At 40.6% G+C, this 20,453-nt stretch carries 17 protein-coding genes and 1 pseudogene; 14 read left to right on the top strand and 4 right to left on the bottom strand.

Translation table 11 applies throughout. The annotated features are described in order from the left end of the window. Nucleotides 1-44 precede the first annotated feature (44 nt). The 3 genes from K1I97_RS01425 to pyk all read left to right on the top strand — a co-directional run bounded on the left by K1I97_RS01425 (nt 45) and on the right by pyk (nt 5,807). The gene (locus tag K1I97_RS01425; RefSeq protein WP_223330957.1) at nt 45-3,146 is read left to right on the top strand and encodes a DNA polymerase III subunit alpha; all 3,102 of its coding nucleotides are present in this window, start codon (nt 45-47) and stop codon (nt 3,144-3,146) included. Between the two features lie 81 nt (nt 3,147-3,227). Then, a complete protein-coding gene (gene pfkA / locus K1I97_RS01420; RefSeq protein WP_060955526.1) occupies nt 3,228-4,235 on the top strand; it encodes a 6-phosphofructokinase in 1,008 nt (335 codons plus the stop codon). Nucleotides 4,236-4,301: 66 nt separating this feature from the next. Continuing rightward, a complete protein-coding gene (gene pyk / locus K1I97_RS01415) occupies nt 4,302-5,807 on the top strand; it encodes a pyruvate kinase (RefSeq protein WP_223330958.1) in 1,506 nt (501 codons plus the stop codon). Nucleotides 5,808-5,845: 38 nt separating this feature from the next. Here the strand turns inward: pyk and K1I97_RS01410 are convergent. Then, nucleotides 5,846-6,203: pseudogene (locus K1I97_RS01410) on the bottom strand (transposase); the annotation flags it as partial. Nucleotides 6,204-6,399: 196 nt separating this feature from the next. Here K1I97_RS01410 and K1I97_RS01405 point away from each other — a divergent pair. The 4 genes from K1I97_RS01405 to metG all read left to right on the top strand — a co-directional run bounded on the left by K1I97_RS01405 (nt 6,400) and on the right by metG (nt 11,630). Then, nucleotides 6,400-7,551 (top strand): efflux RND transporter periplasmic adaptor subunit, encoded by a 1,152-nt coding sequence (locus K1I97_RS01405; protein ID WP_223330959.1) that lies wholly within the window; start codon nt 6,400-6,402, stop codon nt 7,549-7,551. After that, nucleotides 7,535-8,236, top strand: coding sequence for an ABC transporter ATP-binding protein (locus K1I97_RS01400; RefSeq protein WP_223330960.1), 702 nt, complete (start codon nt 7,535-7,537; stop codon nt 8,234-8,236). Before K1I97_RS01405 ends, K1I97_RS01400 begins: the two co-directional genes overlap by 17 nt. A gap of 1 nt (nt 8,237) precedes the next feature. Continuing rightward, complete coding sequence (locus K1I97_RS01395) at nt 8,238-9,497, top strand: ABC transporter permease (RefSeq protein WP_223330961.1); 1,260 nt, start codon at nt 8,238-8,240, stop codon at nt 9,495-9,497. Nucleotides 9,498-9,632: 135 nt separating this feature from the next. Continuing rightward, nucleotides 9,633-11,630 (top strand): methionine--tRNA ligase, encoded by a 1,998-nt coding sequence (metG, locus tag K1I97_RS01390; RefSeq protein WP_223330962.1) that lies wholly within the window; start codon nt 9,633-9,635, stop codon nt 11,628-11,630. Nucleotides 11,631-11,646: 16 nt separating this feature from the next. Here metG and K1I97_RS01385 read toward each other — a convergent pair whose 3' ends face one another. From K1I97_RS01385 to coaA, 3 genes are all read right to left on the bottom strand, one after another. Beyond that, nucleotides 11,647-12,180: a DNA topology modulation protein gene (locus tag K1I97_RS01385; protein ID WP_223330963.1), complete on the bottom strand. Its 534-nt coding sequence runs from the start codon at nt 12,178-12,180 to the stop codon at nt 11,647-11,649. Between the two features lie 52 nt (nt 12,181-12,232). Next, nucleotides 12,233-12,469: a 30S ribosomal protein S20 gene (gene rpsT, locus K1I97_RS01380; RefSeq protein ID WP_001274000.1), complete on the bottom strand. Its 237-nt coding sequence runs from the start codon at nt 12,467-12,469 to the stop codon at nt 12,233-12,235. Nucleotides 12,470-12,536: 67 nt separating this feature from the next. Further along, nucleotides 12,537-13,457 carry a type I pantothenate kinase gene (gene coaA, locus K1I97_RS01375; RefSeq protein WP_223330964.1) on the bottom strand — a complete coding sequence of 307 codons (921 nt, stop codon included), beginning with the start codon at nt 13,455-13,457 and terminating at the stop codon, nt 12,537-12,539. Nucleotides 13,458-13,666: 209 nt separating this feature from the next. Here coaA and K1I97_RS01370 point away from each other — a divergent pair, with 209 nt between their 5' ends. From K1I97_RS01370 to K1I97_RS01340, 7 genes are all read left to right on the top strand, one after another. After that, on the top strand, nt 13,667-14,257 hold the full coding sequence (locus K1I97_RS01370) for a class I SAM-dependent methyltransferase (protein WP_223330965.1): 591 nt from the start codon (nt 13,667-13,669) through the stop codon (nt 14,255-14,257). Further along, entirely contained in the window at nt 14,254-15,531 is a 1,278-nt protein-coding gene (locus tag K1I97_RS01365) for a pyrimidine-nucleoside phosphorylase (RefSeq protein ID WP_223330966.1), read from the top strand. The genes K1I97_RS01370 and K1I97_RS01365 overlap by 4 nt, the downstream gene beginning before the upstream one ends. A gap of 19 nt (nt 15,532-15,550) precedes the next feature. After that, the gene (gene deoC, locus K1I97_RS01360; RefSeq protein WP_223330967.1) at nt 15,551-16,213 is read left to right on the top strand and encodes a deoxyribose-phosphate aldolase; all 663 of its coding nucleotides are present in this window, start codon (nt 15,551-15,553) and stop codon (nt 16,211-16,213) included. Then, a complete protein-coding gene (locus K1I97_RS01355; RefSeq protein ID WP_223330968.1) occupies nt 16,200-16,589 on the top strand; it encodes a cytidine deaminase in 390 nt (129 codons plus the stop codon). The genes deoC and K1I97_RS01355 overlap by 14 nt, the downstream gene beginning before the upstream one ends. A gap of 90 nt (nt 16,590-16,679) precedes the next feature. Beyond that, complete coding sequence (locus K1I97_RS01350; protein ID WP_223330969.1) at nt 16,680-17,735, top strand: BMP family lipoprotein; 1,056 nt, start codon at nt 16,680-16,682, stop codon at nt 17,733-17,735. A 136-nt stretch (nt 17,736-17,871) separates the two neighbouring features. Continuing rightward, nucleotides 17,872-19,404, top strand: coding sequence for an ABC transporter ATP-binding protein (locus tag K1I97_RS01345; RefSeq protein ID WP_223330970.1), 1,533 nt, complete (start codon nt 17,872-17,874; stop codon nt 19,402-19,404). Next, nucleotides 19,397-20,452 carry an ABC transporter permease gene (locus K1I97_RS01340; protein WP_223330971.1) on the top strand — a complete coding sequence of 352 codons (1,056 nt, stop codon included), beginning with the start codon at nt 19,397-19,399 and terminating at the stop codon, nt 20,450-20,452. Before K1I97_RS01345 ends, K1I97_RS01340 begins: the two co-directional genes overlap by 8 nt. Nucleotide 20,453: the final 1 nt, after the last annotated feature.

Here is a 20,453-nt window from a genome sequence, read left to right as displayed (position 1 = left end):
AAAATGGTATAATAGTACTATATCTAAAGCAAGGGGGAGAAGAAATGATTGCACAGCTCGACACCAAGACTGTTTATAGTTTTATGGAAAGTGTGGTTTCGATTGAAAAATACGTACAAATGGCTAAAGAATATGGCTATTCTCACCTTGCTATCATGGATGTGGATAATCTCTATGGAGCCTATCATTTTCTAGAAGCGACTCGTAAGTATGGCATTCAACCTTTAATTGGTCTTGAAATGACCTTGGTCAAAGATGAGGACAATATTTCTCTTCGTTTTCTAGCCCTATCTACTAAAGGTTACCAAGAGTTGATGAAGTTATCCACTCTAAAAATGACTGGTCGAAAAAATTGGTCTGACTTTACCAGTCACCTTGAGGATATTGCTGTTATTGTTCCTTATTTTGATGGAATTGAAAAGCTGGATTTGGGACTTGAATATTTTATCGGTGTTAGCCCCGATACTCACCAAGAAGGCTTTACCAAACCCATTCTTCCACTGTATCAGGTCAACTCTTTTGAGAAAGAAGACATACAGGTTTTGCAAATCCTATCGGCAATCAAGGATAATGTCAGTCTGAGAGAAGTGGATGTGCATTCACAACAAGGGATCTTTCTACCAGCCTCAGACTTAGAAGCTCGATTTAAAAATCGCTTCCCTCAGGCACTTGCCAATCTCCAAGGTGTGATAGAGAATGTTAGCTACCAACTTGATCCAAGTTTAAAACTCCCTCGCTTTAATCCGGAAAGACCAGCGGTAGAAGAGCTTAGAGAGAGGGCTGAACAAGGGTTGACTGACAAGGGGTTAAGATCAGCTCTTTATCGAGAGCGGTTGAATGAAGAATTGGCTGTTATTCATGATATGGGCTTTGATGACTATTTTCTAGTTGTTTGGGATTTGTTGCGTTTTGGACGTTCCCAAGGCTACTATATGGGAATGGGGCGCGGTTCTGCTGTAGGTAGCTTGGTAGCCTACTCACTTGACATCACAGGGATTAATCCGGTTGAGAAAAACTTGATTTTCGAGCGCTTTTTAAATCGTGAGCGGTACACCATGCCTGATATTGATATTGACATTCCAGACCTTTATAGACCAGAGTTCATTCGTTATGTTCGTGATCGGTATGGCAGTCAACACGTAGCGCAGATTGTCACTTATTCGACCTTTGGAGCAAAGCAAGCAATTCGGGATGTTTTCAAACGTTATGGTGTCCCTGAGTATGAACTAACCAATATTACGAAAAAAATCAGCTTCCGAGATACGCTAACGATGGCCTATGAAAAGAATTTGCAATTTAGGCAGGTCATCAATAGTAAAATCGAATACCAAAAAGCTTTTGAGATTGCTCGGAAAATTGAAGGGTATCCTCGTCAGACCTCTATCCATGCGGCAGGGGTAGTTATGAGTGACCAAGACTTGACGGATTATATTCCTCTAAAATATGGTGAGGATATGCTCATCACCCAGTATGATGCTCATGGTGTTGAAGCCAATGGACTTCTAAAAATGGATTTCCTCGGTTTACGTAACCTGACTTTCGTACAGAAAATGCAGGAATTACTGGCAGAGTCAAAAGGTATTCATCTAAAAATCGAAGAGATTGATCTGGAAGACAAAGAAACCTTGGCCCTCTTTGCGTCTGGAAATACGAAAGGTATTTTCCAATTTGAACAACCAGGAGCCATTCGACTCTTGAAACGAGTCAAGCCACAAGTCTTCGAAGAAGTGGTAGCAACAACATCTCTAAACAGACCAGGTGCTAGTGATTATATCGATAATTTTGTGGCTCGTAAGCATGGCAAAGAAAAGGTGACGGTGCTGGATCCTGCCTTGGAGGACATCCTGTCATCAACCTACGGTATCATGCTCTATCAAGAGCAAGTCATGCAGGTAGCTCAGCGCTTTGGAGGCTTTAGTCTTGGGAAAGCCGACATTCTCAGACGAGCCATGGGTAAGAAAAATGCTAAAGAGATGCATTTGATGAAGGAAGATTTTATCTCCGGTGCAGTTAAACTCGGGCATTCAGAAGAGAAAGCCAATCAAGTTTTTGCAGTGATGGAAAAGTTTGCAGGCTATGGATTTAATAGATCCCACGCTTATGCTTACTCAGCACTGGCATTCCAACTTGCTTATTTCAAGACGCACTATCCTGCTATTTTCTTTCAAGTTATGTTGAATTATTCCAGCAGTGATTATATTATAGATGCATTGCAGATGGGCTTTGATGTAGGGCCTTTAGCCATCAATAGCATTCCCTATCATGATAAGATTACTCAGAAGACAATCTATCTTGGTTTGAAAGCCATTAAAGGAATGCCGAGAGATTTTTCCTATTGGATCATTGAAAATCGTCCCTTCTCAAGCATTGAGGATTTCGTCACACGTCTTCCTAAGAATTACAAGAAACTGTCACTTTTGTCTCCTCTGGTTGAACTGGGGCTCTTTGATGAATTTGACAAGAACCGCCAGAAAATCCTAGTAAACCTACCCAACCTCTTTGTATTTGTTGAGGAGTTGGGAGGACTCTTTGCGGATGCAAACTATAGTTGGACGGAGGCTGATGATTTTACAGAAGCAGAGAAATTTTACAAGGAGCAGGAACTGATCGGGGTTGGTATCAGTGCCCATCCTCTACAGACACTTGCCAAACAAGCCATTTATCCAACGACCCCGATTGCTAATCTTATTGAAGGAGCTCAAGCTACTCTCCTAGTTGAAGTTCAAAAACTAAAAGTGATTCGAACTAAGAAAGGCGAGAGTATGGCCTTTCTACAGGTCCATGATAGTAAGTCTCGGATGGATGTGACTGTATTTTCGGATCAGTATCGAAAATTCGCCTCTATCCTATCCGAAGGGAAATTTTACTATATCAATGGTAAGGTTCAATCTCGAGATGGTCGTTTGCAAATGATTGCACAAGATTTGAAAGAAGCAGTGGCTGAGCGATTCTGGATTCAAGTTAAAAATCACGACTACGATAAAGAAATTTCAACTATCTTGGAACAATATAAAGGCTCAATTCCTGTTATTATCAGGTATGTAGAGGAAGAAAAAACAATTGTTTCCTCCCGTCATTTTGTAAAAAAAGACCCTACTTTGGAGGAGAAATTAGAGGGAATTGCTATGAAAACGATTTATCGCTAAAAATACGGAAAATAGAAGAATTTTCGATTTAAATGTGGTATAATCAGTAAGAATGTTAAAAGAAAAAGGAGCATAAACCAAATGAAACGTATTGCTGTTTTGACCAGTGGTGGGGACGCCCCTGGTATGAATGCTGCCATCCGTGCAGTAGTTCGCCAAGCAATCTCAGAAGGAATGGAAGTTTTTGGTATCTATGATGGATATGCAGGTATGGTTGCCGGTGAAATTTATCCACTTGATGCTGCTTCAGTAGGAGACATCATTTCACGTGGTGGTACTTTCCTTCACTCTGCTCGTTACCCTGAGTTTGCAAAACTCGAAGGTCAACTTAAAGGGATTGAGCAATTGAAAAAACACGGTATCGAAGGTGTCGTAGTTATCGGTGGTGACGGATCTTATCATGGAGCTATGCGCTTGACTGAGCATGGATTCCCTGCTATTGGACTTCCAGGTACAATCGATAACGATATCGTAGGTACTGACTTTACAATCGGATTTGATACTGCAGTTACGACTGCTATGGATGCCATTGATAAGATTCGTGATACATCATCAAGTCACCGTCGTACTTTCGTTGTTGAAGTAATGGGACGTAACGCTGGTGATATCGCTCTTTGGGCTGGTATCGCAACTGGTGCTGATGAAATTATCATCCCTGAAGAAGGCTTCAAGATGGAAGATATCGTAGCTAGTATCAAAGCTGGTTATGAGCACGGTAAAAAACACAACATTATCGTTTTGGCAGAAGGTGTTATGTCAGCAGCTGAATTTGGTCAAAAACTAAAAGAAGCAGGAGACACTAGTGACCTTCGTGTAACAGAACTTGGTCACATCCAACGTGGTGGATCACCAACTGCGCGTGACCGTGTATTGGCATCACGCATGGGGGCACACGCTGTTAAACTCCTTAAACAAGGAATCGGTGGTGTCGCTGTTGGTATCCGTAACGAAAAAATGGTTGAGAATCCAATCCTTGGTACAGCAGAAGAAGGAGCTTTGTTTAGCTTAACAGCTGATGGTAAGATCGTTGTTAACAACCCTCATAAAGCTGATCTTGAACTTTCTGATTTGAACAAGAGCTTGTCCTAATCAACTTTCATTAATTTGGTAACATGACCATAAAAGGTCGAATTATATAAAGGAGTCACAAAAATCATGAACAAACGTGTAAAAATCGTTGCAACTTTAGGTCCTGCGGTTGAAATCCGTGGTGGTAAAAAATTCGGTGAAGACGGATACTGGGGTGAAAAACTTGACGTTGAAGCTTCAGCTAAAAACATTGCTAAATTGATTGAAGCAGGAGCAAACACTTTCCGTTTCAACTTCTCACACGGTGACCACCAAGAACAAGGTGAGCGTATGGCAACTGTTAAACTTGCTGAAAAACTTGCAGGTAAAAAAGTTGGTTTCCTTCTTGATACTAAAGGACCTGAAATCCGTACAGAATTGTTTGAAGGTGACGCAAAAGAGTACTCTTACAAAACTGGTGAAAAAATCCGTGTTGCAACTAAACAAGGAATCAAATCAACTCGTGATGTGATTGCTTTGAACGTTGCTGGTGCCCTTGATATCTACGATGATGTTGAAGTTGGTCACCAAGTTTTGGTTGACGATGGTAAATTGGGTCTTCGTGTTTTCGCAAAAGACGATGCAACTCGTGAATTTGAAGTAGTCGTTGAAAATGACGGTATCATTGCTAAGCAGAAAGGTGTAAACATCCCTAACACTAAAATTCCTTTCCCTGCTCTTGCTGAACGTGATAACGATGATATCCGTTTCGGTTTGGAACAAGGTATCAACTTCATCGCGATTTCATTCGTACGTACTGCAAAAGACGTCGACGAAGTTCGTGCAATCTGTGAAGAAACTGGTAACGGACATGTTCAATTGTTTGCGAAAATCGAAAACCAGCAAGGTATCGACAACTTGGATGAAATCATTGAAGCTGCTGACGGTATTATGATTGCTCGTGGTGACATGGGTATCGAAGTACCATTCGAAATGGTTCCAGTTTACCAAAAAATGATCATCACTAAAGTGAACGCAGCAGGTAAAGTTGTTATCACAGCAACAAACATGCTTGAAACAATGACTGAAAAACCACGTGCAACTCGTTCAGAAGTATCAGACGTATTTAACGCTGTTATCGACGGAACTGACGCTACAATGCTTTCAGGTGAGTCTGCAAACGGTAAATACCCACTTGAGTCAGTAACAACAATGGCTACAATTGACAAGAACGCACAAACTCTTCTTAACGAATACGGACGTTTGAACTCAGATACTTTCGAACGTAACTCTAAGACAGAAGTTATGGCTTCAGCTGTTAAAGATGCTACGAACTCAATGGATATCAAATTGGTTGTTACTTTGACTAAGACTGGTCACACTGCTCGTTTGATTTCTAAATACCGTCCAAATGCTGATATCTTGGCATTGACATTCGACGAATTGACAGAACGTGGCTTGATGTTGAACTGGGGTGTTATCCCAATGTTGACAGAAGCACCTTCATCAACTGATGACATGTTTGAAATTGCTGAACGTAAAGCAGTTGAAGCAGGTCTTGTAGAATCTGGTGACGATATCGTTATCGTTGCAGGTGTACCACTTGGCGAAGCGGTTCGTACAAACACAATGCGTATCCGTACAGTACGTTAATCTAACCTTAAAACCTATTATATAAAGATGCCTCTTTATCAACTGTAGTGGGTTAATGAAAAGTTACAATTTGGAGAGGGCCTTTGGGCCCTCTCCTTTTTGATATTCGAAGCGATGAGGATTCTGATTTCAAAATTGTTAAAGTTCCGAAAGTCGAAAGCATTTCTCTCGATGACTTTGATGAGGTTATTGGTAGCTTCTAGTTTTGCGTTTGAGTAGAGCAGTTTCAGTACGTTCAGGATTTTGTCTTAATCTTTCAAAAAGGTCTTGAAAATGGTTTGGAAAATAGGATTTACACAAGAAATGGACAGACTGTTTCTCTTGAAAGTGAAGAAGCAAGAGTCTATCTAGAATTTCTTTATTGGCCAAGTACATGTGAAAAGTTGAGTTTTTAAAATGAATCAGAGTTTGTACCTCGTACACGTATTTTGGATTCTTTCTGGAATCATAGTTAGCTATTGCAAATATCGTAGAATCTAGAGCGAAAGCGTGAGTTCAAGACTGTTTCTCTTTTCTCGCTATACAATCATTGTTTATAGTGGATAAATTTGATATAATGGACTTTAATGGAAAATATGAAAGGCATTTTAGGATGAAGAAGAATACGAAAAGGAAAAAAAGGAAATTTTACACAGTCATTGGAATTGCAAGTGTTGTTATTGTCGGGGCTATTGGGATTTTACTTTTTAGACAACCTTCTAAGGTTGCTGTTAAAGATACAACTTCTCATTTGGTGACTGCCAAAGAAGGAACGGTTGCTTCATCTATTCTTTTATCTGGTACTGTTACTATAAAAAATGAACAGTATGTATATTTTGATGCAAGTATGGGTGAGATTGAAGAAATTTTAGTCTCTGTTGGAGATAAGGTCGAAAAAGGACAAGCATTAGTAAAATACAATAGTTCCGACGCTCAGGCAGCATATGATGCTGCCAATCGTGCAGTAGCAAAGATTGATCGTCATATTAGTGAATTAAAGGAATCTCGAAGCAAAGCCCTTACTTACTCTGAAGAATATGGTGGTTCAGATGCTAGCACAGTATCTTCCCTTGATTCTCAAATTAAGGATGCACGTGATAATCGTGCAGATGCAGAAGCTCAAGTTAAAAAAGCAAAGGCTCAATTAGATGCGACAACTATTTTAAGTACAATAGAAGGAACAGTTGTAGAGGTGAATCGTGATCTTTCCAAATCTTCTGCGGGTAATGGCAAAGTAATAGTGCATGTAGTGAGCAATGAAAATTTGCAAGTTAAAGGCGAATTATCTGAGTACAATCTTGCCAAGCTTTCAGTCGGACAAGAAGTGACCTTCACTTCTAAAGTCTACCCAGATAAGACTTGGACAGGGAAAATCAACTATATCGCAACTTATTCAAAGAGTGGTGTTGATGGAAGCAATGGTGTAGGTGCATCGAATGTTGGCCCTAAATATCCATACACTATTGAAATTACGAGTGATATCGGTGAGTTGAAGCAAGGATTTTCTGTTAGTGTAGAAGTTAAAAGCGACAGTACATCTCTTCTCGTACCATTAACCAGCATTGTAGAAGAAGAAGGTAAAAACTACGTCTGGGTTGTTGACGAAGAGAATAAGGCTAAGAAAATCGAAGTTAGCCTAGGAAATGCTGACGCAGAAAACCAGGAAATTACTTCTGGTTTGACAAATGGGGCTAAAGTCATCAGTAATCCAACAACTTCCTTGGAAGAAGGAAAAGAGGTGAAGGCTGATGAAGAAACTAATTAGTCTAAAAAATATCTGTCGGAGTTATCGAAATGGAGATCAGGAACTTCAGGTTTTGAAAAATATCAACTTAGAAGTGAATGAAGGAGAGTTTGTTGCTATTATGGGACCGTCTGGTTCTGGAAAATCTACTCTAATGAATACCATCGGAATGTTGGATACGCCAACGAGTGGTGAGTATTACTTAGAGGGGCAGGAAGTGGCTCAATTAGATGAAAAACAGTTGGCTGAAGTCCGTAACCAAGAGATTGGCTTTGTCTTTCAACAATTCTTTCTTTTGTCTAAACTAGATGCCCTTCAGAATGTTGAATTGCCTTTAATATATGCTGGAGTTTCAGCTTCCAAACGCCGTAAATTGGCAGAGACCTATTTGAAAAAGGTAGACTTGGCAGATAGAAGTCACCACTTGCCTTCGGAATTATCTGGTGGGCAAAAACAACGGGTAGCCATTGCCCGTGCCCTTGTCAACAATCCTTCGATTATTCTGGCAGATGAACCAACTGGAGCTTTGGATACAAGGACAGGAAGCCAAATCATGGAACTCTTGGTGGAGTTAAATGAAGAAGGAAGAACCATTATTATGGTCACGCATGAGCCTGAGATTGCGGCTTATGCAAAACGTCAGATTGTAATTCGTGATGGAATTATTGCATCTGATAGTGGGCATTTAGAAGGGGAGGGGCATTAAGATGGAAAATCTAAAATTTGCCTTTTCATCGATTATGGCACACAAGATGCGTTCATTTTTGACCATGATTGGGATTATTATAGGAGTATCTTCAGTCGTTGTTATCATGGCTCTGGGAGACTCTATGTCTCGTCAGGTCAATAAAAATATGACCAAATCTCAGAAAAATATTCAGGTCTTCTTCTCGCCTATTAAAAGTAAGGATGGCTCTTTTACCCAAAAACAATCTTCTCTAACGCTTTCAGGTAGAGAGGATACCGCTTATGTTGTCCCACCCAAAACACAGGAAGCATGGGTTAAGGAAGCCGCTAAACTAAAAGGTGTAGATGGTTACTTTGTGACGAATAGTATAAATGTTACTCTGACTTATAAAGATAAAAAAGTTGAGCAGGCTAGTTTAACAGGTGGTAATATGACCTATATGACTGCCGCTGAAAATGAAATAATAGCTGGTAGGAGTCTAAGAGAACAAGATTACAGAGATTTTGCAAGTGTGATCTTACTCGATGAAGAACTGGCTAAAAGTCTTTTTGACTCACCACAGGCAGCTCTTAATCAGATAATCTCAGTTAATAACTTTCATTATCGAGTTATCGGAGTATACACAAGTTCTGAGGCTAAAACTGCAAAGATGTTTGGTATCGGAGGTTTGCCAATTACAACTAATACATCTGTTGCTGTTAATTTCAATATGGATGAAATATCTAATATTGTCTTTCGTGTGAATGATACGAGTCTGACACCGACTTTAGGACCAGAACTCGCACGTAGAATGACAGAAATATCAGGAGTGCATCAAGGAGAATACCAAGTTGCGGATGAAACAGCAACTTTTGAAGAAGTTCAAAAACTCTTTGGCTTTATAACCACGATTATCAGTGCCATCGCAGGGATTTCACTCTTTGTTGGTGGAACTGGAGTTATGAACATTATGCTGGTTTCGGTGACAGAACGTACGCGGGAGATTGGTTTGCGTAAGGCGCTCGGAGCTACAAGGGCCAATATCTTAGTTCAGTTTTTGATTGAGTCCATGATTTTGACTTTGCTAGGTGGAGTCATCGGTCTTGGGATTGCTGCAGGAATGACTATGTTAGCCGGAGTGCTACTTCAAAATATGATTGCAGGTATCGAAGTTGGAGTTTCCATCCCAATTGCTCTCTTTAGCTTGGCTGTGTCAGCCAGTGTTGGGATGATTTTCGGAGTCTTGCCGGCCAATAAAGCCTCTAAGCTTGATCCGATTGAAGCCCTTCGTTATGAATAAAATATAGAACAGAAAAAACAAGATGGACACTTGTCTGTCTTGTTTTTGTATGGATTTTCCTATCGAAAATCGCTAAAAATATGATATAATGAAGTGTTAGAAAAACAGGTTTCATTTGCCTGGAAAGGAAAAATTATGTCTGAAAAGAATTTTTATATTACAACGCCGATTTACTATCCATCTGGTAAACTTCATATCGGTTCTGCCTACACAACCATCGCTTGTGATGTCCTAGCTCGATACAAACGCCTCATGGGCTACGATGTCTTTTATTTAACAGGTCTTGACGAGCATGGTCAGAAAATCCAGCAAAAAGCTGAAGAAGCTGGCATTACACCTCAAGTTTATGTTGATGGGATGGCGGTTGGCGTCAAAGAACTCTGGCAATTACTAGATATCTCATACGATAAATTCATCCGTACGACTGATGATTACCATGAAAAAGTAGTGGCTCAGGTCTTTGCACGCTTACTTGCTCAAGATGATATTTACTTGGGCGAATACTCTGGTTGGTATTCAGTTTCAGATGAGGAATTCTTTACAGAAAGCCAGCTTGCGGAAGTTTTCCGTGATGAAGCTGGAAATGTGACAGGCGGTATCGCTCCATCAGGTCACGAAGTGGAATGGGTTTCTGAAGAATCTTACTTCCTTCGCCTCAGCAAATACCAAGACCGTTTGGTTGAATTTTTCAAATCGCACCCTGATTTCATCACTCCTGATGGTCGCCTTAATGAAATGTTGCGCAACTTCATCGAGCCAGGTTTGGAAGACTTGGCGGTTTCTCGTACAACCTTTACATGGGGTGTGCCAGTCCCTTCCAATCCAAAACACGTTGTCTACGTTTGGATTGATGCCCTTCTTAACTATGCGACTGCTCTTGGTTACGGTCAAGAGGATCATGCTAACTATGATAAATTCTGGAATGGAACAGTCTTCCACATGGTCGGAAAAGACATTCTTCGTTTCCACTCCATCTACTGGCCAATCCTTCTCATGATGTTGGATATGAAATTGCCTGACCGCTTGATTGCCCATGGTTGGTTTGTCATGAAAGACGGCAAGATGTCTAAGTCAAAAGGGAATGTCGTTTACCCTGAAATGCTAGTAGAACGTTATGGACTGGATCCACTTCGTTACTACCTCATGCGTAGCCTTCCAGTCGGTTCAGATGGAACCTTCACTCCAGAAGACTATGTCGGCCGTATCAACTATGAATTGGCCAATGACCTCGGAAACCTCCTCAACCGTACGGTTTCCATGATTAACAAGTACTTTGATGGGCAAGTCCCTGCCTATGTAGAGGGTGTGACTGAGTTTGACAATGCTCTTGCTCAAGTAGCAGAACAATCAATCGCTGACTACCATACACACATGGATGCGGTTGACTACCCACGTGCTTTAGAAGCAGTCTGGACGCTTATCTCACGTACCAATAAATACATCGATGAGACAGCTCCATGGGTCTTGGCTAAGGATGAAGCACTTCGTGACCAATTGGCAAGTGTCATGAGCCACTTGGCAGCCAGCCTTCGTGTTGTAGCTCACATGATTGAGCCATTTATGATGAGAACTAGTCGCGCTGTATTGGCACAACTTGGTCTAGCAGAAGTTTCTAGCCTAGAAAACTTGAGCTTGGCAGATTTCCCTGCAGGTGTGACTGTTGTTGTCAAAGGAACACCAATCTTCCCACGTCTCGACATGGAAGAAGAGATTGCCTATATCAAAGAACAAATGGAAAGCAACAAACCAGCAGTCGAAAAAGAATGGAATCCAGATGAAGTTGAACTCAAACTCAACAAGGATGAAATCAAGTTTGAAGACTTTGACAAGGTTGAGATCCGTGTCGCAGAAGTCAAAGAAGTTTCTAAAGTGGAAGGTTCTGACAAGTTGCTCCAATTCCGCCTCGATGCAGGTGATGGCGAAGACCGTCAAATCCTCTCAGGAATTGCCAAATACTATCCAAACGAACAAGAATTGGTCGGCAAGAAGGTCCAAATCGTTGCCAACCTCAAACCACGCAAGATGATGAAGAAATATGTCAGCCAAGGAATGATCCTCTCAGCTGAACATGAAGGCAAGTTAACCCTTCTCACAGTTGATCCAGCTGTACCAAACGGAAGTGTGATTGGCTAATAGCAAAAAACCAACGTTAGACACGTTGGTTTTTCTTGTTATGTACGAGATTTTCTAAGAAGTAATCCATCTCCTTTTGCGACTTGAGGACAATTACTTTCTCAGGGTAGGTTTCTTGAACCCGTTGATAGCGTTCTTTAGCATTCTTTGTCCGCCCATCCCAGAGAATCCATCTGATAAAATCCCAGTCAAAGCGTTCAGGACAGCCTGCTGCCATACTTTCTCTGACCTTGCCTCGGTATGTGAGATACCGTTTAAAGGCTCGAAAGAGACAAGTCCATGGGGAAAAGTTGAGAAAGATGATTTGGTCAGCTTCCAGCATTCTTTCTTCATAGTAACACCAAGAGTAGTTGCCGTCGATGACCCAAGCTTCGTGCTTTGTGAGAAAGTTTTTCATCTCAGTCAACATCCATTCGCGGTCACTGTCTTGCCAACCAGGTTGAAACTGAAGTGTATCCATATGCAGTTTGGGGATGGAGTAGTAGTGAGATAACTTTTCTGCTAGGGTTGACTTGCCTGATCCAGAATATCCGATGATTGCGATTTTCATTTTCTACCTTTTCTGATTAGAAGACAAAAAAACAGCCTCTATGGACTGTTTCTTATTTAGCAAGTTTAGCTGAAAGACGAGCTTTATCGCGGCTTGCTTTGTTTTTGTGAATCAAACCTTTAGTTTCTGCTTTGTCGATAGCTGAGCTAGCAGCACGGAAAAGTTCTTCAGAAGGGTTTGCTTCGAAAGCTTTGATAGCAGTACGCATAGCTGATTTTTGAGCTGAGTTTTTTTCGTTTTGTTTAACGTTCAATTCAGCGCGTTTGATAGCTGATTTAATGTTTGCCAATGTTCTTACCTCCATATTTACTAACTATACCATTATATCTGAAAACTTAGGTTTTGACAAGGGAAAATTATTTTTTTAGGTAAATTTCATCGATTTCGTGGTTTTTAGTCTTGTGGAGAATAACCTCGGCGCGATTCCTTGTTGGTTCGATATAGTTTTGTAGATTTATTAGATTAATGCTGGTCCAGATCTGATGAGCGAAGGCTTCGACCTCTCCAATCGGCATTTGCGTAAAGCGGTGGTAGTAGCTGCCAGAATCATTCTGGGCAAAGCTAAGGAGTTTTAAGAAACGATCCAGATACCAGCTTTCAATGTCCTCGACAGCAGCATCCACATAGATGGAGAAATCAAAGAAATCAGTGATGTAAAGTCGCTCATTTTGAGGGTTTTGAAAGACATTGATGCCCTCGACAATGACAAAATCAGCAGCTTTGACGCGTTGCTTCTCTCCAGGAACGATGTCATACACTTCATGAGAATAGACAGGAATGTCAACATCTTGCCCATTCTTTAGACGGTCAAGAAAATTCAGCAAAGTTTCCATATCATAACTCTCTGGAAAACCTTTGCGATTTAAGATATCTTGCTCAATTAAAGTTTGGTTGGGATAGAGAAAACCGTCAGTTGTCACCAATTCTACAGTAGCATCCGGGAGAGTACGTGATAGAAGAATCTGAAGTAAGCGACTAGTGGTCGATTTCCCCACAGCAACACTACCAGAAACCCCAATGATAAAAGGTTGGGATTTGCTTTCACGTTGGAGGAAAATTCCTTTTGAAAAGGCCAAATCATCCTTGGTGCGCTTGTAAATATGGATAAGATGGACTAGGGGAAGATAGACATCCGTTACGTCCTGTAGACTAATCTGGTCATTGAAACTCTTGATGGATTCTAACTCTTCCTCTGTCAAGGGAGGGGTTGTTTTGCGATGCAATGATTGCCAAGTTTGGCGACTGATTTTTTCAAAATGTAAAAATTCGTTGGTCATAAGTTTGTCTTTCTGATTCGATACTTTAGTATATCATATTTAACTTATAAAAACAGAAACGAATTGAACCTATTTATGATATATAGTTTTTGAAAGAAATGAAAACCTATGAAAAACTTTTGTTGTTATTATAGCAGATGTAGTCTATGTCTTGAAATTTAGCTTTGTAAACGATTTAACATTTCACTAAATTATGGTAAAATAGTTTTATGAGTAAAATGTATTATGCAGAAAATCCTGATGCTGCTCACGACATTCATGAGTTGAGAGTGGAGTTGTTGGGAGAAAAAATGACCTTTTTGACGGATGCGGGTGTTTTTAGCAAGAAAATGGTTGATTTTGGGAGTCAGCTTTTATTGAAGTGCCTAGAGGTTAACAAAGGAGAAACGATTCTTGATGTAGGCTGTGGATACGGGCCTTTGGGTTTGTCATTGGTCAAGGCTTATGGAGTTCAGGCGACCATGGTCGATATCAATAATCGTGCCTTGGACCTAGCGCGACAAAATGCTGAACGTAATAAAGTAGAAGCAACGATTTTCCAATCCAATATCTATGAACAAGTTGAAGGGAAGTTTGACCATGTTATTTCCAATCCGCCGATTCGAGCGGGCAAACAGGTTGTTCATGAGATTATCGAAAAGAGCAGAGATTTCTTGAAAGACGGAGGAGATTTAACCATTGTCATTCAGAAAAAACAAGGAGCTCCAAGTGCTAGAAATAAGATGGAAGACGTTTTTGGCAATTGTGAAATCGTAAAGAAAGATAAGGGATACTATATCCTTAGAAGTGTGAAAGAATGAGAGCGGTTGATTTAATCCAAAAGAAACGAGATGGTCAAGAACTGACTGCAGCTGAAATCAAATGGTTGGTAGAAGGCTATGTGGCTGGAACTGTTCCAGACTATCAGATGTCTGCTTTTGCTATGGCTGTTTATTTTAAAGGAATGACCACACGTGAGATTTCTGATCTAACGATGAATATGGTCAAGACAGGTCAGGAGTTTGATTTGTCAGCTATTGAGGGGGTTAAAGTTGATAAGCATTCGACTGGTGGTGTAGGTGATAAGGTGACCTTAATCTTGGCTCCACTTGTTGCGAGTTTCGGTGTGCCCGTTGCTAAAATGAGTGGTCGTGGTCTCGGCCATACTGGTGGGACAATTGATAAATTGGAGTCCATTAAGGGCTACCAAGTCGAGCGAAGTCAAGAGGATTTCATTCGTCAGGTACAGGATATTGGTGTATCTGTCATTGGGCAGTCCGATCAACTGGTTAAAGCAGACAAACTTCTCTATGCCCTCCGAGATGTGACCGCAACTGTCGACACGATTCCTTTGATTGCGAGTTCGGTGATGAGCAAGAAAATTGCTGCAGGAGCGGATGCCATTTTGCTAGACGTAACGGTCGGTGAGGGTGCCTTCATGAAGACGGTTGATGAGGCGCGCGAATTGGCTCAAACCATGGTGGATCTTGGTAAGGCTGTTGGTCGAAAGATAGTAGCAGTCATTACCGATATGAGCCAACCCTTGGGAAAAGCTATTGGCAATCGTCTCGAAATCCTTGAGGCAATCGAGATTCTCCAAGGAAAAGGCCGAGAAGATATTAGTCACTTTATCTGCGAGCTAGCTCAGATTATGCTTGGCTTGGCTGATGTTGAGAAAACGATTGAGGAAATCCGTCAACACCTGGAAAATGGCCAAGCACTGGCTAAGTTTGAAGAAATGGTAGCAGCACAAGGCGGTGATTTAGAAGATCTTTATCGCCCCGTCAAAGTTGCCCATGTGGTGGAAATCCCTGCTCAAGAAACGGGTGTTATTTCAGCTCTCCCTGCCATGGAATTTGGACTTTATGCCATGAGGCTGGGGGCTGGTCGTGCAGTCAAGTCTGATGACTTGGACTATGAAACAGGGATTGTTTTTGAAAAGAAAGTTGGAGAATCCGTTCAAAAAGGGGAAATTGTTGCAAAAGTTTATACAAATGGAAAAATTTCTTCTGAACTAGTTACAGAATTTCAAAAATATGTTAAAATAAATGATGGAGTGCAAAGTTTACGAGAAATTATAGAAATTATCTCATAAAACCAGGGAGAATCCGAATATGAAATTAAATAAATATATCGATCATACGCTTTTAAAGCAAGATGCAAGTCAAGAACAAATTGATCGTTTGCTATCTGAAGCGCGTGAGTATGACTTTGCCAGCGTTTGTGTCAATCCTACATGGGTTAAACATGCGAAAACAGGGCTTGAAGGCTCAGATGTAAAAGTTTGTACAGTAGTAGGTTTTCCTTTGGGAGCAACAACTTCAGCTGTGAAAGCTTTTGAAACAAAAGAAGCCATCCAAAATGGTGCAGATGAGATTGATATGGTTATCAATGTCGGTGCCCTCAAATCGGGCAATCTTGAGTTGGTTGAATCGGACATCCGTGCTGTCGTAGAGGCAAGTGGTGACAAGTTAGTAAAAGTTATTATTGAAGCTTGCTTGTTGACAGACGATGAAAAGGTTGTGGTTTGCCAATTATCCCAGAAAGCAGGCGCTGACTTTGTCAAAACATCAACTGGATTTTCAACTGGTGGTGCCACGATAGAGGATGTTCAGTTGATGCGTAAAACAGTCGGGCCAGATATGGGAGTTAAGGCAGCTGGTGGAGCTCGCTCTTATGCGGACGCTCTTGCCTTTGTAGAAGCAGGTGCTACTCGTATTGGAACATCAGCTGGAGTTACAATTTCAAAAGGAGAATTAGCAGATGGCGACTACTGAGTTGATCGAACTAGCAATTGAAACCAGCAAGTATGCCTATGTCCCCTATTCTCACTTTCCTATCGGAGCTGTTTTAGTAGCCAAGGACGGTAGCATTTATACGGGTGTGAACATCGAGAATGCTAGTTATCCCTTGACTAATTGCGGAGAACGTACAGCTATTTTCAAAGCAGTTTCGGAGGGGCAACGCGAATTTTCAGAATTGATTGTCTACGGACAAACTGAAAAACCCATCTCGCCATGTGGTGCTTGTCGCCAGGTCATGGTTGAGTTTTTTGAACAAAATCTAAAGGTGACCCTTGTCGCTAAAGATAAATCGACGGTCGAGATGACGGTCGGAGAGTTACTTCCATACTCATTTACAGACTTAAATTAGTCTGAGCTACTCTTCGAGTGGCTGTGGTCTACGTGACCAAACGATCTATAATTGCAACATCGTTGCACATCTTATTTAGGAGGTTCAGTAATGAACAAGAAACAATGGCTAGGTCTTGGTCTAGTGTCTGTCGCAGCAATCGGACTTGCTGCATGTGGGAATCGTGCATCTAAATCAGATAGCTCAAATGCTAAAACTGATTTAAAAGCTGCTATCGTAACCGATACAGGTGGTGTTGATGATAAATCATTTAACCAATCTGCATGGGAAGGTTTGCAAGCCTGGGGTAAAGAAAATGGTCTTTCAAAAGATAACGGATATACTTACTTCCAGTCTACGAGTGAAGCGGATTTCACGAATAACTTTAGCCAAGCAGCAACAAATGGCTATAAATTAGTTTATGGTGTTGGTTATAAATTAGCGCCTGCTGTTACGGCTGCTGCGGATGAGAATGCTGATATTAATTATGTTATTATTGATTCTGTTATCAATGATAAGAAAAATGTAGCATCTGCTGTTTTTGCTGATAATGAGGCTGCTTATCTTGCAGGTGTTGCTGCTGCAAAAACTACAAAGACAAATAAAGTTGGCTTTATTGGTGGAGCACGTGGCGAAGTTATTACTCGTTTTGAAAAAGGCTTTGAAGCAGGTGTGAAATCTGTCAATAAAGATATCTTAGTTGATGTTCAATATGCCGAAGACTTTAATAATCCTGAAAAAGGAAGAACAATTGCAGCCACTCAATACGCTGCAGGAGCTGACGTCATTTATCAAGCTGCTGGTGGTACTGGAGCTGGTGTCTTCAAGGAAGCAAAAGACTTGAATGAGAAGAAGAATGAAGACGAAAAGGTTTGGGTTCTTGGTGTTGACCGTGACCAAGTTGACGAAGGAAAATACAAATCAAAAGATGGTAAGGAATCTAATTTCGTATTGGCCTCTACCTTGAAACAAGTTGGTAAAACTGTTCAAGAAATTGCAACTCAAACTGCTACTGGTAAATTCCCTGGTGGAAAAGTGATTACATTCGGTTTGAAAGATAACGGTGTTGATTTGACAACTTCTAATCTTTCTGAAGACACTAAAAAAGCAGTAGAGGATGCCAAAAAACAAATCATTGATGGTAGTGTAAAAGCTCCTGAAAAATAGTAAAAATCCAGAAGCGACCCAACCTTCTTGGGTTGCTTTTTTAGGATATTGAGGCATTTTGTCTCAATAGAACTTACTAGTTTAGTTAGTAGGTTCTACTGAAATAAAATATAAATTTCTAGAAAGGAATACTCTAATGGCACATGAAAATGTCATTGAGATGCGTGAAATAACCAAGGTTTTTGGTGAATTTGTCGCAAATGACAAAATCAACCTACAGCTACGTAAAGGTGAGATTCATGCACTTCTTGGTGAAAATGGAGCTGGGAAATCTACCTTGATGAATATGTTAGCTGGTCTTTTAGAGCCAACTAGTGGAGAAATTTTTGTCAAAGGAAAGTCGGAAAAATTGGATTCTCCTTCTAGGGCTGCAGCTCTTGGAATAGGAATGGTTCATCAGCACTTTATGTTGGTTGAAGCATTCACTGTTGCTGAAAATATTATTCTTGGTAGCGAAATAACAAATAAAGGTGTATTAGATTTGAAAAAAGCTAATGCGGATATCCTTGAGTTATCGGAGCGCTATGGCTTAGCTGTTGATCCAACAGCTAAAGTTGAAGATATTTCTGTTGGTGCCCAACAACGTGTAGAGATCCTGAAAACTCTCTATCGTGGTGCCGAAATTCTGATTTTTGATGAGCCAACAGCAGTGTTGACACCTGCTGAGATTTTGGAATTAATGGATATTATGAAAACTCTTGTCAAAGAAGGGAAATCTATTATCCTCATCACTCATAAATTAGATGAAATTCGGGCTGTAGCGGATTGCGTCACTGTTATTCGCCGTGGAAAATCAATTAAGACCGTTAGTATTGAAGGTGCTTCAAACAAAGATTTGGCTGAAATGATGGTAGGGCGCTCGGTTTCTTTTGTTACTGAAAAGGAGGAAGCTAAGCCTAAAGACGTCGTACTCCAGATTTCTGATTTGATAGTGAATGAAAATCGCGGTGTGCCAGCTGTTAAAGAACTTTCTCTTGAAGTTCGTGCAGGTGAAATAGTGGGAGTTGCTGGTATTGACGGTAATGGCCAGAGTGAGTTGATTCAGGCTATTACTGGACTTCGAAAAGTAAAATCAGGAAGCATTAAAATCAAGGGAAGAGAAGTTGTAGGATTTTCTCCACGGAAGATTACTGAAATGCAAGTTAGTCATGTACCTGAAGATCGTCACCGTGATGGTTTGGTACTTGAAATGATGCTTTCTGAAAATATCGCTCTCCAAACTTACTATAAAGAACCACTCAGTAACAAAGGTGTTTTAAATTATAATCAGATTAATTCTTACGCCCGCAAATTGATGGAAGAATTTGATGTTAGAGCAGCTAGTGAACTCGTTCCAGCACGTGCTTTGTCAGGAGGAAATCAACAAAAAGCTATTATTGCTCGAGAAGTTGATCGTGATCCAGATCTATTAATTGTCAGTCAACCTACTCGCGGATTGGATGTTGGTGCGATTGAATATATTCATAAACGCTTAATTTCTGAACGTGATAAAGGAAAAGCTGTTCTTGTTGTTAGCTTTGAATTAGATGAAATTCTCAATTTATCAGATCGCATTGCTGTCATCCACGATGGAAAGATTCAAGGAATTGTAAAGCCATCTGAAACTAATAAGCAAGAGCTTGGTATTCTAATGGCTGGTGGAGAAATCAAGGAGGGTTCTAATGGATAAAAAAATACAGCAAATTGCTATTCCTTTTATTTCAGTGCTCTTGGGAATCTTACTTGGTGCCATCATTATGTGGATTTTTGGCTATGATGCCTTGTGGGGTTATGAAGAGTTGTTCAAAACGGCTTTTGGTTCTGTCAAAAATATTGGAGAAATTTTTCGAACTATGGGGCCTCTGATTTTGATTGCTCTTGGGTTTGCAGTGGCTAGTCGTGCTGGTTTTTTCAATGTAGGTTTGCCAGGTCAGGCCTTGGCAGGGTGGATTGCAGCTGTTTGGTTTGCTTTGTCTTTTCCAACAATTCCTCGTTTAGCAATGTTACCGTTGACTGTCCTTGTAGCAGCAGTTGCAGGTGGTTTGATTGGTTTAATTCCTGGCATGCTAAGAGCATTTTTAGGTACCAGTGAAGTCATTGTTACCATTATGATGAACTATATTGTTCTATTTGCTGGAAATGAAATCATTCGTAATTTTCCTAAAGAATTAATGGTTGATTCTGAATCAAGTATTCCTGTGTCGGCAAATGCTAGCTATCGTCTAGATTTTCTTACCGAAATTACCAAGTCACGTATGAATCTTGGAATTTTTATTGCTTTGATTGCTGTCGTGGTAATTTGGTTCATTATAAAGAAAACTACACTTGGTTTTGAAATTCGCTCGGTCGGTCTCAATCCTAATGCTTCGGATTATGCAGGGATGTCAGCGAAACGTACTATCATCCTTTCAATGGTAATTTCTGGAGCTCTTTGTGGTATTGGAGGAGCGGTTGAGGGAATAGGTACTTTCCAGAACGTTTACGTTCAAGCAGGCTCCCTAGCTGTTGGATTTAATGGTATGGCAGTTGCTCTTCTTGCTAGCAACTCCCCTGTCGGTATCATTTTTGCTGCTTTTCTGCTTGGAACATTACAAACAGGTGCTCCAGGTATGACGACGGCTACTATTCCTCCAGAACTTGTCAATATTGTGACAGCTTCTATCATCTTCTTTGTAAGTGCTCACTATATTATTGAGAAATATATCAAACCGATAAAACGAATGAAAGGAGTAGAATAAG

Source organism: Streptococcus oralis, assembly GCF_019929345.1.
Classification (GTDB): domain Bacteria; phylum Bacillota; class Bacilli; order Lactobacillales; family Streptococcaceae; genus Streptococcus.
This window is presented reverse-complemented; position numbering and strand designations above follow the sequence as displayed.

Coding starts and splice junctions, on each gene's coding strand:
- deoC (WP_223330967.1), top strand. CDS start 15,551: ATGAAATTAAATAAATATATCGATCATACGCTTTTAAAGCAAGATGCA.
- K1I97_RS01340 (WP_223330971.1), top strand. CDS start 19,397: ATGGATAAAAAAATACAGCAAATTGCTATTCCTTTTATTTCAGTGCTC.
- K1I97_RS01395 (WP_223330961.1), top strand. CDS start 8,238: ATGGAAAATCTAAAATTTGCCTTTTCATCGATTATGGCACACAAGATG.
- K1I97_RS01425 (WP_223330957.1), top strand. CDS start 45: ATGATTGCACAGCTCGACACCAAGACTGTTTATAGTTTTATGGAAAGT.
- K1I97_RS01405 (WP_223330959.1), top strand. CDS start 6,400: ATGAAGAAGAATACGAAAAGGAAAAAAAGGAAATTTTACACAGTCATT.
- K1I97_RS01370 (WP_223330965.1), top strand. CDS start 13,667: ATGAGTAAAATGTATTATGCAGAAAATCCTGATGCTGCTCACGACATT.
- pfkA (WP_060955526.1), top strand. CDS start 3,228: ATGAAACGTATTGCTGTTTTGACCAGTGGTGGGGACGCCCCTGGTATG.
- K1I97_RS01365 (WP_223330966.1), top strand. CDS start 14,254: ATGAGAGCGGTTGATTTAATCCAAAAGAAACGAGATGGTCAAGAACTG.
- K1I97_RS01355 (WP_223330968.1), top strand. CDS start 16,200: ATGGCGACTACTGAGTTGATCGAACTAGCAATTGAAACCAGCAAGTAT.
- K1I97_RS01385 (WP_223330963.1), bottom strand. CDS start 12,180: ATGAAAATCGCAATCATCGGATATTCTGGATCAGGCAAGTCAACCCTA.
- pyk (WP_223330958.1), top strand. CDS start 4,302: ATGAACAAACGTGTAAAAATCGTTGCAACTTTAGGTCCTGCGGTTGAA.
- K1I97_RS01345 (WP_223330970.1), top strand. CDS start 17,872: ATGGCACATGAAAATGTCATTGAGATGCGTGAAATAACCAAGGTTTTT.
- K1I97_RS01350 (WP_223330969.1), top strand. CDS start 16,680: ATGAACAAGAAACAATGGCTAGGTCTTGGTCTAGTGTCTGTCGCAGCA.
- K1I97_RS01400 (WP_223330960.1), top strand. CDS start 7,535: ATGAAGAAACTAATTAGTCTAAAAAATATCTGTCGGAGTTATCGAAAT.
- metG (WP_223330962.1), top strand. CDS start 9,633: ATGTCTGAAAAGAATTTTTATATTACAACGCCGATTTACTATCCATCT.
- coaA (WP_223330964.1), bottom strand. CDS start 13,457: ATGACCAACGAATTTTTACATTTTGAAAAAATCAGTCGCCAAACTTGG.